We start from the raw sequence: 12,224 nt of genomic DNA, 5'->3' as shown, positions 1-12,224 counted from the left end.
CCCCCCGGATCATGCAAGCGACTGGGGGGACAAAGTCATGCCGGACCTGGCGACCAGGGGCTCCAAGATCAGAGCCACGAAAACGGTAACGGGGGGATCCTTTCTCGGCGCCGACTGCACCCGCTTCGGGACTGCTGTGCCGGCGGGCTGACAGGGGAGCGGGCATGTGGGCTCGCGTCCCGCAGGGAACTGCGCTGTGCGGTCCCGCCGCAGCCACATTCAGTTTGTTCAGACCTCGCTCGTTGCTGATCCGATCGTATCGACTGAGAACTGTGGAAGGAACTGAATTAAGACGTGTCCTATGTGGTACGCCGGGGCCTGCGGACCCAAAGACCGGGAATCTGGTTGTTGTGTTCGGGACGGCGGAACCACCCGAGTGCACGCAATGCTTGCTGGCCTGCTTCGAGCACTGGATCTGGTGCTGAGCCGGAAGGTGGGGCCGAAAGTGCCTGCCGCTCAGGGAGTACCGGCGATCTACGCCAGCGCCTTGTCCCTGTTGGCTTTGCCGTTGCTGCTGCGCATCCCGGAGACCAGGGGAGTGGATCTGCGAGTGTGAGCGAGCGACGGCGCGATGTCCGATGAGGACGGTAGTTTGCCGCCTTCGGGAAAGTCCAAGAGCCGAGCGGGAACAGCAGGCGTGATCAGTCGCCGGAGCCGGAGTTGCCGAGCCGCAGCACGTGCGCCGTGGTGCGGCCGAGGCCGTGGCATGACAGCCGTGTAAGCCGCGGATGAGCCAAGATCGGGAGGCGCTGTCCTCCTAGAAAGGGTTCATCCGTGACGCAGGACACATCGAGTTCGGAGTCTGGGTCGAACGCGGGCGAGATCCTCGCCGGCGCGCTGTCGCCGGAAACGCTGGACGCGCTGGTGAAAGACGCTCAAGCCAACGGTGGTTCGCTGGGGGTTCAGGAACTGCTCAACCATATGACCAAAGCGGTACTGGAACGGGCGCTGGAAACCGAGATGACCCACCACCTCGGCTACGAGAAAGGCGACCCGGCCGGGGCGGGATCCGGGAATTCGCGGAATGGCCGATCAACAAAAACCGTGTCCACTGTGCACGGCCCGGTCGAGCGTAGCAGGAATGCCACAATTTTGTGTCCGAGGACGGAGTTGCACCAAATCCCCACCTTGTTCGAGCCTGCCGTACTGTGGTTGCCATATAGTGGCTCGAGTGCAGGCCGTACTTGATGGATGGGAGCGGTTGCGTGCGTTTGTGCCCGCTGCGACTCGTACAGGTTGAACACGGGTGCGCCCGGAACCTGATCGAGTTCTTCGACTCCGTCGACAGTCAACTCGCCGCCGCAGCACCGCCGGCGATCAAACGCAGCGACCGGGAGATCGCCTCGTTGCTGGCGCAGCGGGCGAACACGCTGCATCTCAGTGTGGCTAACTACTGCTGGTTCGCCGACCCAGCCCAGGCCCTGTGCCTGAAACTCGCTGGTATCCCGACCGCCGACAAGCCCCTGGCCGGCATGTGCGACTCCTCCGCACGATGCCCACAGGCAACCCACCACCCGCGCCACCGGCCAGTGTGGAAGGCATCGGCCGCAACGACCGAGATCTTCCTCGGCACCCTCACCAGGCGGCAAACGATCGAAAGAGCCCGTCTGGCAAGCCCAACTCGTGCGCGCCGAGTGCGTCGTAGCCGAGATCGGCGCCAACAGCTCCGCCGCCTCCTCAGAGAAAAAGGAGGGGTGAGACAGTGGGACGGCTCGACCAGCAGGCCCGCGCGCAGCGGGAGGCCACCATCCGCGCGGCGATGGATTGCCTGCTGCGTGGGGAGATCCCACCCGGCGGCAAGTGCGACGTCAAACCCTGGCCACCGCCAGTGGCATCACACGTGCCGTGCTCTACAGCATGTACCTGCACCTCAAAGAGGAGTTCGAGCGCCGCCGCGATCAGCTCCGCGACACCGGCGTCATCCCCGACCCACGCGAGCAGCAGGTCGAACGGCTCAAAAGGCCAAGTCGACTCACTGAAAAAAGCGCCTCGCGGCCGAGGAACAGCAGAAGGCCGAACTCACCGCATTCCGCGCCCACGCTGTCTCACGGCTGGCCGCGCAGCACGACGAGATCACCCGGCTGCGCGCCACACTGGCTGCCGGCAGTGTCGTTCGCAGGCTGCCGACCGGACCCGGCCCGTTGTGACCGCGCCGAACCGTGCACCAGCCCTACCCGGTTTCATCCAGGAGCGCCGCCACTACCAGCGGGAGGTCATCGCCGCGTGCGGTGTGCACTGACCCCGGCCGCGGCGCTGGCTCCTTGTTTCGGGATAAGTCACACATCGCGGCGTCGAATTTCTCGTTTTCGCCCATGACGTGCGGGTGACCCCTGCTTAGCATCGTTCGGGCAGTCATTCGGGGGAGCGAGATCGAAGGGGATTTCGAGATGACCAACGCCGCAGATGTCGTTCGTCTGGATCCGTCGGACCCGGCTTTCAGCTCCGACCGCCACGAGACCTACCGCCGTCTCCGGGAGGCGGCGCCGGTCGCCCGGACTGTGGTCAACGGGCAGGACTCGTGGCTGCTCACCGGCTACGCCGAGGTCGAGAAGGTCCTCAAGTCCACGAAGAACGTGGTGCAGCCCCGCCCCGGCGAGTTTCCCGCGCACATCGGTGCCGGGCCGGCGTCCGAGTTCTACCGCTTCTCCCTCCCGAACGTCGACGCGCCCGCGCACACCCGGCTGCGCAAGCTCGCGTCGCCGGCGTTCCAGCCGCGGTCGGTCAACCGGATGCGGGCGTGGGTCGAGGAGATCATCGTCGGCGGGTTGGACGAGCTGGCCGAGCGCGAGGGCGTCGTCGACTTCGTGCGGGAGTACGCGATGAAAATCCCGGCGCTGATCGCGTGCCGCCTGCTGCACGCACCGCTGGAGGACGCGGGGACGGTCCTGGAGCAGATGCCGGGCCTCAACGCCGTCCTCAGCCAGGGCGACATCACGCCGGAGCAGCTCGCGGAAGCCGACGCGACCGCGCAGTTCTACTTCGACTACATCGGCGACATCGTCGACACACTGCGCGGGAAGCTCGGCGACGACGATCCAGTAGGGGCGCTCTTGCTCGCGGAGGCGGACGGCGAGCGCCTGTCGAGGACGGAGCTCGTCGTCACCCTGGTCGGCTTTTTCGTGGCCAGCTACCACACGACGATGGTCGCGATGACGAACGCGGTCTACGCCCTTGCCCGGCACAAAGATCAGTTCCGCCGGCTGGCTGAGGACCCGTCGCTGGCCAGGGCGGCGTGGGAGGAGAACCTGCGTTTCGAGGCCCCGGTGCACTTCGTGTGGCGCTACGCGGGCGCCGGGACGGAGCTGCCCGGCGCCCCGATCCGCGAAGGCGATCACCTCCTCCTCGGATTGGCTGCCGCCAACCGGGACCCCGCCCGGTTCGAGCGGCCCGACGCGTTCGACTTGGGACGCACCGACAACCGGCATCTCTCGTTCACCGCCGGCGGTCACTTCTGTCTGGGCGCGCCGTTGTCGCGGCTCGAAGGGGAGATCTTGCTGCGCGAGCTACCGCGGCGGCTGCCTGCGCTGGAGCTGTGCGACGAAGCGCCGCCGCGCACGACCGACCTGACCTTCGCCATGATTTCCCGGCTCGACGTCGCCCCCCGGGGCCGGTGATGGCCGGCGTGTGGGGCCCCGACGGCGCGGACTGCGCGGTCGCGGTCACCTTCGACCACCTCGGCGAGGCAGCAGAGATCCAGCTCGGTTCGGTCCTGCCGGATGCGCCGGTCGGTCACCACCACAGCGTGACGCGGGAACTTCCGGCCTTGCTGGCAATGCTGGAGGCGCACTCGTATTCCGCGACTTTCTTCGTGGAGGCGTGGAATTTCCGGCACTATCCGGAGGCGGTGCGCGCGATCGTCGAGGCGGGGCACGAGGTCGGCTGGCACGGCTGGCTGCACGAGCCGTGGCACCGGTCGTCGGCGGAGGAGATCGACGAGTCTCTCCGGCTGAGCCTGGACGCTTTCGACACGCTCGGCATCCGGCCGCGGGGTGCGCGGCCACCGGCCGGACTTCTCGGACTGCACTCGGTCGACATCCTGGCCGAGCACGGTTTCGACTACGTCTCGCTCGCCGGAACGGCCTTCGGAACCACCCTCGGCAAGGTCGCGAGGCTCCCGCTGATCCCCTATCCCTGGCATGCGGTCGACGGCGCCTACTACGTTCCCGGCTTCACGCGGCTCCGCCGGCCGCCCGGCGACGAGCCGGTCGGCCCGGGCGGGCTGCTCGCGGGTTACGCGGCGATCGTGGACGACACGGTGGCCGCCGGCGGGTGCGTGGGGCTGATCTTCCACGTGCCGTGGCAGGACAGCCCCGACCGGGTCGCGGCGATCGGAACCCTGGTGGATCGGCTGGCCGCGGACGAGCGGGTCTGGCTCGCCCGGGCGGACGAGATCGCCGGCTGGGTCCGGGCCCATCCTGCGGACTTCCCCGAAGCCGCCCACGTGGACCGGGCGCCGGCGTGGTGAGCGAGGCAGGCCGCCCGCGATTGTCGGCGGTGCCCGGGCCTGCGGACCGGGACCGGTTCTGGGCCTCGATCGAGGACGGGCTGGACGAGCTGGCGCGGGGGCTGGTCGCCCGGCTTCGTGCCGAGCTGCCCTCCTACGCGCGGCTTCCGGAGGGTGAGCACTTCAGGAACGTCCGGTCTCTCTACGAGACGATGACACGCAGCCTTGCCGAAGGGGCGCCGCCGAATCTTGAGGTGCTGCAGTCGATCCGCGCGTCGGCTCGGCGTCGCGCCTATTACGACATGCCCGTGTACGACGTGCTGGCGGCGTTCCACTACGCCCACCGGGAGCTGTGGGAGGCACTGCAACGTTCCCGCCTCGCCACGGAGTCCCTGCTGGTCGAGCTCGTCGGGCCGATGGCGCACTGGTCGCAGGCGATGAGCCAGGCGGTCGTGGACGCCTATGTGGCCCATCAGGGCGGCCGCGAGCAGCACGAACGGGAGACGAGGGCGCGCTTCTTCGACGTTCTCCACGCGGACGGACCGGGTCAGGGCGCCGCCGACTTGATGCGCGAGCTCGCTCTCGATCCGGACGGGGAGTTCACCGTTCTCGTCGCCCGGAACCGCTGGTGGCCACGCGAGTCGGTCGACGCGCTGCAGCGTGCGGGGCGGCGGATCACGGGAGTTCTGCACGCCGACGCGCGTGCGGGGCTGATGACGGTGGTGTCCCAGGGCGCCGTGATCGACGACGTCGTGGCGCTCGCCGCGGAGGCGGGTGGCGAGGGCCGGCCCCTCGGCATCGGACTGACCAGGACGGGGCTGGCCGGAATCCGGCTCGGGCTCGGCGACGCCACGCGTGCTTTGCGGCTGGCCGAGGCCGACGGCCGCGCCGCAGTCCGGTTCGAGACCGACTGGTTCCGGGCCGTCATTCCCGATCTGGTGCCGCTGGTCGGCCCGCTCCTCGAGCCGACTTGCCGGGTCGCGGGCGAGCAGCCAGACCTCGCCGACGCCGTCGTCGCCTACGCCGAGTCCGGCTTCACCCTCCGCGGGACCGGATCCGCGCTCACCCTGCACCCGAACTCCGTCTCGTACCGCCTCTCGCGATGGCACCAGCTCACCGGCCTGGACGTGCGGTCCTTCTCCGAACTGGCGCTCTCGCTCGTGGCCATCACCGAAGCCAGGAGGAACACGTGAAGCTCGTCAGTTTCGGGCCGCCCGGCGCCGAGGAACCGGGGGTGCTGGTCCGACCGGACGCGATCCTTCCGCTGCGCCACGGCCACGGCCTGCCCGCCGGAGGGTGGGGCGAGATCCTGTCGTGCTGGCCGGCGGCCGAGCCGCTGGTGCGCTCCGCCGTCGATCGGCGCACCGGCGACGAGCTGGTGCCGCTGGCCGGGACGAGGCTCGGACCGCCGGTGACCCGGCCCGGCACGGTCATCGCGATCGGCTTCAACTACCCCGCCCACGGCGACGAGGTGCTGGGCACGGCCAGGCCGGTGGGCGAGCCGATCGTCTTCCTCAAGCCCGCCAGCAGCGTGTGCGGTCCCGGCGACGCCATCGTCTGCCCGCCCGAAACCCGCCAGCTCGACTACGAGGTTGAGCTGGCGGTGGTCATCGGCCGTGGTGGGCAACGGATCTCGAGCTCCGAAGCCTTGAAGCACGTCGCCGGGTACATGGTCGCCAACGATGTGACGGCGCGGGACATCGCCTTCGGTGAGGGAGCGGACCATCCGCTGCTGTTCCAGATAGCGCGGGCGAAGGGATCTCCGTCGTTTTGCCCGACTGGGCCGTGGCTGGTCACCCCGGACGAGTTCGACGCCGCCGACGCCGCGCTGCGGCTGTGGGTCAACGGTGAGCTCCGTCAACAGGACACCACCGCGGGCATGGCGGTCGGGGTCGCCGACCTGATCGCGTCGGTAAGCAAGTCGATGGCGTTGCGCCCGGGGGACATCCTGCTGACCGGCACGCCGCCGGGCTGCGGGTTTCAGCTGGACCCGCCCGGCTTCCTGACGGACGGCGACGTCGTCGAGGCCGAGATCGACGGGCTCGGCCGCATGCGCTCACCCGTCGTCGGCGAGTCGGTCGCCGTCGCGCACTCATCACTCGAGAGGATCTGACATGCCGAAGGTGATCTTCCGGGCGCCGGACGGCGACCGGAGCATCGACGTGCAGCCGGGCACACCACTGATGCAGGCCGCCGTCGACGAGGACGTCGACGGGATCGTCGGCGAGTGCGGTGGCAACGCCATGTGCGCGACGTGCCACGTCTACATCTCCGCCGACGCAGTGGACGACTTCCCGCCGATGAGCGCGGCGGAGGACGAAATGCTGACCTGCACGACGTCCGAGCGCCGCCCGACCAGCCGACTCAGCTGCCAGCTGCTGGCTCCTGATCACGACGTGCTCGTCGAACTGCCGGAGGAGCAGTGACCGAGGCTCCGAGCGCCGACCCGGTGGTCGTCGTGGGCGCCGGGCACGCCAGCTTCCACGTGGCCCTGTTCCTGCGCGACGAGGGCGTCGAGACCCCGATCGTCCTCGTCGACAGCCTGGGCAGTCAGCCCGTGCAGCGGCCGCCCTTGTCCAAGGCGATGCTGCTGGGCGACATCGAACCGAGGTTGGAATTCAGAAAACCTGAGTTCTATGCGGCGCGGGGCATCACGCTGCTCCACGACACGGTCGTGCGGATTGACCGGGATCGGCGCCTCGTAAGGCTCGGGTCGGGCAACCAGCTCGGCTACCGCGATCTCGTCCTTGCCACCGGCTGCCGAGCGCGCGAGCTGAACGTGCCGGGATCCGGCCGCACCGGGATCCGCGTGCTGCGCACCCCTGATGACGCCCGTGCCATCCGGGACGCACTGGGCCAGGCAGGCGACGTCGTCGTGGTCGGTGGCGGCTTCATCGGCCTCGAGGTGGCTGCGGCAGCGCGCAAGCGCGGCTGCGCGGTCACGGTCGTGGAAAGTCTGCCTCGGGTCATGCGGCGGGTCGTGTCGGCCGACGTCTCCGGCCATTTCCGCACACTGCACGAGGCACGGGGAGTACGCGTCCTGACCGACACGACGGTGCGCGCATTCGACGGCGACGCTCAAGTTCGCCAGGTGGTGCTCGCGGACGGCACCCAGCTGCGGGCCGACCTCGTGGTGCTCGGGGTCGGGGTGGATCCCGAAGTCGGGCTCGCGCGCGAGTGCGGCCTCGCGGTCGGCGACGGGGTGGAGGTCGACACCGCACTGCGCACGTCGGACCCGTCGATCTCCGCAGTCGGAGACTGCGCCTCCTTCCCGACCAGCGACGGAGGCCGCAGACGGCTCGAATCGGTGCAGAACGCCGCCGACCACGCCCGCGTGGTCGCCGCCCGCCTCGCCGGCCGAACGGCGGCGTTCGACGCCGTGCCCTGGTTCTGGACAGAGCAGTTCTCGACCAAGCTGCAGATCGCCGGACTACTGCCCGAAGAAGAGGAGGCCGAGACGGTGCGAGTCGGCGAAACAGAGGACGCGTTCTCCGTCCTGCACTTCCGCAGCGGACGGCTTGCCGCAGTCGAGTCCGTGGACCGGCCGCTCGATCACGTCGCCGCGCGCCGCCTCCTCGCCCAAGGCGGGACCCTTCGGCCGGAGGACGCGCGTATCCCGAAGTTCCGCCTGTCCGACGCAGCCGCCGTTCAGGCCGGTTGAAACGCGCGGCCCTGCGGGCCCGCTGGTGCCCCGGTGCGACTCGTACAGGTTGCACACGGGTTCGAGCGCTGTTCGTCGGCGCCGCGGGACGAGCTCGCGGGCGTTGTCAAAGCCCCTGGTTATCGAGGCGAGAGTGCCGCTGGTGATGGAACGCCGCGCAAGGCGTCGGGCACGGTGAGCGGATCCTGTCACCGGACTAGTCGGTCTGGATCGGTTGGTTCGGCAGTCATTCGGCATGGGCCTCGTTGTGTTCGTGGCCCGCTGCCATTTGTGCTCTCGGCGTCAAGATCGCCTACCAAAAAGAAACCCACACTGCAGAAGTCCAGGTTGATCCTGATCCAAGCAGTGTGGGGATTTCGTCGTGTCCGAGGGGACTTGAACCCCCACCAGTGGGAGGAATCCCCGAACCGGGGATTCGTCTCCATGGCGGCGATGCTACCGCTGGGGTTGTCAAAAGATCCAGCTGGCTTCCTCAGAACTCAGCCCGATCGGGTGCAGTTGCCGTATGTGTGCGCTCGTGCTCCGTGTGCGGCTCGTGCACTGAGCTTCCCGCCTTGGGGGTGGCTTTCCTGGCGCCCAGTCTGCTTGCGATCCCTGGCTGCGAAGTACTCAGTGCCGCCGCCATCATCGGTGAGACCGCCGGCGCGTCACGGTTTCGTTCCCAAGGTGCTATGCCCGGTTCACCGGCACCGCCCCGATTCCCGTCTGATCGGGCAACAACGTCAAGGTTCGTCTCAACCCCGGCGGCAACCGAACCCACAACCAGGCGCTCCACACGATCGTGGGCCGCCAGGCCCACGCCACCGCCGAGGCTGAGCTGGTCGAGGTAGTCTAGGAGATCCACGACGATTCCGACGGGAGCTACGGGTTCCTACGGATCGGCGCTGAACTGCGGGCGGGCGGCGGGTGAACCATAAACGTGTGGAAACGCCTGATGCGCGAACACGGTATCGTGGACCGTCACCAGCGTAAACGTAAACGCGCCACGATCCCGGACCCGGTAGCGCCGCCGGTTCCGGACCTGCCGGGTCGCGACTTCACCGCCGAGGCGCTTAGAGGGCATCTGATCTTGGTTTGTGGTGATCTGTCCGTATCGGAGTGGCGGTTGGTTCGTTGATCAACTTGTGAGTTCTCGGCGTGCGTATCGCAGTGATCTGTCTGATGCCCGGTGGGCGTTGATCGAGCCGACGTTGACCGCGTGGCGGGCGGGGCGTGTCGGGCCGGGGACGGCCGCGCGGGTGCATGACTTACGAGAGATCGTGAACGCGATCCTGTATGTGTGCCCGACCGGGATCGCCTGGGAGTACTTGCCGCACGACTTCCCGCCGTACAAGACGGTCTATGACTACTACGCCAAGTGGGAAGTCGACGGCACGACCGAGACGTTGCATGACTTGTTGTGTGGGCAGGTTCGCGTCGCCAAGGGTCGCGCAGCTACTCCCACGGCGGCGATCATCGACTCGCAGAGCGTGAAAACCTCGTGCAACGTCAGCGAATCCAGCCAGGGTATCGATGCGGGCAAGAAGATCAAGGGCCGTAAACGGCATATCGCCACCGACGTGTTGGGGCTGCTGCTTGTCGTGATCGTGACAGCAGCGTCAGTGCAGGATTCGGCGGCGGGACAACAGGTTCTGGATCATATCGCCGCCTCGCATCCGAGCGTGTCGGCCACCTGGGTTGACGGCGGCTACAACAATGCCGTCATCAGCCATGGCGCCAGACACGGCATCCAGGTCGAGGTCGTCAAACGCCCTACTGCCAAAGGGTTTCATGTCCTGCCCCGTCGCTGGGTGGTCGAGCGCACTCTGGGCTGGCTGATGCAACACCGACGGCTCGCGCGCGACTACGAAGCCCAACCTCAACGCTCCCGCACGATGATCCACTGGGCCATGACTAACATAATGACCCGCACTTTGACCGGAGAATCCACCCAAACCTGGCGAAACGATCCGCGCAAAACGGCCATAACCAGCTAAATCGAGATCAGATGCCCTCTTAGCGGTGTCTGGGCAGGTGGTGGTCTCGTGCCTGAGCGGCCAGGAGCGGACAGGCAGGCGATTCACGCCGAGATGGAACAGGCACGCGCCGCCTTTCACGAGTTGGTGGACCAGGCGAGCGCCGCTGACCTGCGCCGACCGACGAACGGCACGCGTTGGAACAACGAGCAGCTGCTGTTCCACATGCTGTTCAGCCCGGGGGAGACCGCGGCCGCGAGCAGGGCCGCGAACGAATCGTCCTCCGCGCCCGCCACGAACACCAGTAGTCCGATGAGGACGGTCACGAAACCCAGGTGGGTCATCACCGCGAACCAGCGGCCGGCCGAGGCCACTTCGGGGCGTTGCCGATGCTCGGCCACCACCAGCAACAGCGAGGTCAAGGCCATGAGTTCCCAGCACACCAGGAACGTGCCCACGCTCGCTGCCGCGGGCACCAACAGCATGGCGACCACGAACAGCGGGAACACCGACTGCGTCGTGGGAGTCCAAACCGTGCGACCGGGTGTAGGCGATCCCGTAGACGCCCGCCGCCATGGCGACACAGCCGGTCACCGTGACGAATAGGCCACCCAGCGCATCCAGCGCGACCGAAACGCCGGCCAGCGGCAGCAATTCGGGCAGGGCGATCGAGAACCTCCGCCCGGTCATCGCCGCGGTTCCGGCGAGAACACCCGCCACGCCGGTGAAAACCGTGCCCACGCCCACTGCGGCCGGATGTGCGCGGGTTCCTGGCAAGGACTTCGAGTACGAGCCGCTGCTGGTCGTGGTGTGCTCGCGCCACGGCAGCCGGCTCGCCGACCTGCAGGCTGGGCAGGCGATGCAGCGCATGCTGCTCACCGCGACGGTACACGGCCTGGCGGCCTCACTGCTGTCGGAGGTCGTGGAGGTCGCGGACACGCGGGAGGAGCTGCAGCGGCTGCTCGGCGGGACGCTGTACGCGCAGGCACTGGTTCGGCTCGGCTATGGCTCGCCGACGCTGGCGACACCACGTCGTGACGAGCGGGATCTGCTGATTAACGATTAGCCCGCTCCTGACTCGCGTTCTCGCGGTGAGCGGGGTGCAGGGGAGAGGGGCTTCTGCCGAGCCCGGGAAGGATGATGCGCAAGGTCGCCGTGGTGGGGGCTGATGGCTCGCAGGCCGTGATGGCGGCGGTCAGGTGGGCAGCAGAGGATGCTGCGTTGCATCGGGTACCGCTCAGGCTGGTGCCGAAACCGGATGATCAGGTTGGCCAATTACCCGGGGCCAAAGTCGGATGTGGAGCACGTTCGGCCGAGGCGCGGCTGGAGGTGAGCGGCGTTGGCAGGCACCAGTGATCCGGCTGAGCAGCGGAACCGTTTGCCGCGTGCTGTTTACGAGCGCGAGCTTTTCCAGCTGCAAGCGGAGTTGGTGAAGCTGCAGGAATGGATGCGGGCCGAGAACCAACGGCTCGTGGTGCTCTTCGAGGGGCGTGACGCGGCAGGGAAGGGCAGCACGATCAAGCGCGTCACCGAGTACCTCAACCCCCGGGTGGCCCGGATTGTCGCGCTTCCCGCCCCGACGGAGCGGGAGCGCACCCAGTGGTACTTCCAACGCTACGTCGCGCAGCTTCCCGCGGCCGGGGAAGTCGTGTTGTTCGACCGCAGCTGGTACAACCGCGCTGGGGTGGAACGCGTTATGGGGTTCTGCACGGAGGAGGAGCACCGGTGCTTCCTCGAGCAGTGCCCGGTCTTCGAGCGGCTGCTCGTCGATGACGGACTGCTGCTGCGCAAGTACTGGTTCTCGATCAGCCGCGCAGAGCAGGCGCGGCGGCTGCGCAAACGTGTCGAGGACCCGATGCGCCAGTGGAAACTTTCCAATGTGGACATTGATTCGGTTACCCACTGGGGCGAGTACTCCCGCGCTCGGGACGAGATGCTCGCCGCGACGGACACCCCGGAATCACCGTGGTACCTGGTGGAAAGCGAGGACAAGCGGCGAGCGCGAATCAACATGATCGCCCACCTGCTCTCCAGCGTGCTATACCACGAGGTACCGCGGCCCCGGATGGAACTGCCCACGCGGTCATCCTCCAGCAGTTACCGGCGTCCACCCCGCTGCGCGTTCAATTACGTGCCCGACTACGCCGCGAAGCTCGAATGAACC

The 12,224-nt window shown here is 67.8% G+C and carries 11 protein-coding genes and 1 pseudogene; all 12 read left to right on the top strand.

The window, feature by feature from the left end:
• Positions 1 to 861: 861 nt before the first annotated feature.
• Positions 862 to 1,071, top strand: a pseudogene (locus AC07FN_RS32385) (transposase); the annotation flags it as partial.
• 1,316 nt (positions 1,072 to 2,387) lie between these two features.
• Positions 2,388 to 3,614 carry a cytochrome P450 gene (locus AC07FN_RS32380; RefSeq protein WP_478399030.1) on the top strand — a complete coding sequence of 409 codons (1,227 nt, stop codon included), beginning with the start codon at positions 2,388 to 2,390 and terminating at the stop codon, positions 3,612 to 3,614.
• Complete coding sequence (locus AC07FN_RS32375; RefSeq protein ID WP_478399029.1) at positions 3,614 to 4,465, top strand: polysaccharide deacetylase family protein; 852 nt, start codon at positions 3,614 to 3,616, stop codon at positions 4,463 to 4,465. The genes AC07FN_RS32380 and AC07FN_RS32375 overlap by 1 nt, the downstream gene beginning before the upstream one ends.
• Complete coding sequence (locus AC07FN_RS32370) at positions 4,462 to 5,637, top strand: RsbRD N-terminal domain-containing protein (RefSeq protein WP_478399028.1); 1,176 nt, start codon at positions 4,462 to 4,464, stop codon at positions 5,635 to 5,637. Before AC07FN_RS32375 ends, AC07FN_RS32370 begins: the two co-directional genes overlap by 4 nt.
• Positions 5,634 to 6,557 carry a fumarylacetoacetate hydrolase family protein gene (locus AC07FN_RS32365; RefSeq protein ID WP_478399027.1) on the top strand — a complete coding sequence of 308 codons (924 nt, stop codon included), beginning with the start codon at positions 5,634 to 5,636 and terminating at the stop codon, positions 6,555 to 6,557. The genes AC07FN_RS32370 and AC07FN_RS32365 overlap by 4 nt, the downstream gene beginning before the upstream one ends.
• 1 nt (position 6,558) lies before the next feature.
• Positions 6,559 to 6,870, top strand: a complete 312-nt coding sequence (locus tag AC07FN_RS32360; protein ID WP_478399026.1) for a 2Fe-2S iron-sulfur cluster-binding protein — start codon at positions 6,559 to 6,561, stop codon at positions 6,868 to 6,870.
• Positions 6,867 to 8,105, top strand: a complete 1,239-nt coding sequence (locus AC07FN_RS32355; protein WP_478399025.1) for an NAD(P)/FAD-dependent oxidoreductase — start codon at positions 6,867 to 6,869, stop codon at positions 8,103 to 8,105. The genes AC07FN_RS32360 and AC07FN_RS32355 overlap by 4 nt, the downstream gene beginning before the upstream one ends.
• A gap of 934 nt (positions 8,106 to 9,039) precedes the next feature.
• Positions 9,040 to 9,222, top strand: a complete 183-nt coding sequence (locus AC07FN_RS32350; RefSeq protein ID WP_478399024.1) for a hypothetical protein — start codon at positions 9,040 to 9,042, stop codon at positions 9,220 to 9,222.
• 7 nt (positions 9,223 to 9,229) lie between these two features.
• The gene (locus AC07FN_RS32345; RefSeq protein WP_478399023.1) at positions 9,230 to 10,081 is read left to right on the top strand and encodes an IS5 family transposase; all 852 of its coding nucleotides are present in this window, start codon (positions 9,230 to 9,232) and stop codon (positions 10,079 to 10,081) included.
• Positions 10,082 to 10,174: 93 nt separating this feature from the next.
• Positions 10,175 to 10,666, top strand: coding sequence for a maleylpyruvate isomerase N-terminal domain-containing protein (locus tag AC07FN_RS32340; protein ID WP_478399035.1), 492 nt, complete (start codon positions 10,175 to 10,177; stop codon positions 10,664 to 10,666).
• A complete protein-coding gene (locus AC07FN_RS32335) occupies positions 10,635 to 11,126 on the top strand; it encodes a hypothetical protein (RefSeq protein ID WP_478399022.1) in 492 nt (163 codons plus the stop codon). The genes AC07FN_RS32340 and AC07FN_RS32335 overlap by 32 nt, the downstream gene beginning before the upstream one ends.
• 273 nt (positions 11,127 to 11,399) lie before the next feature.
• Positions 11,400 to 12,221 (top strand): polyphosphate kinase 2, encoded by an 822-nt coding sequence (gene ppk2 / locus AC07FN_RS32330; protein ID WP_478399021.1) that lies wholly within the window; start codon positions 11,400 to 11,402, stop codon positions 12,219 to 12,221.
• The last annotated feature ends 3 nt before the right edge of the window (positions 12,222 to 12,224 follow it).

It is taken from the genome of Saccharopolyspora sp. NPDC045941, from assembly GCF_056431445.1.
The sequence above is the reverse complement of the archived record's forward strand: the minus strand, read 5'-3'. Positions and strand labels throughout refer to the sequence as shown.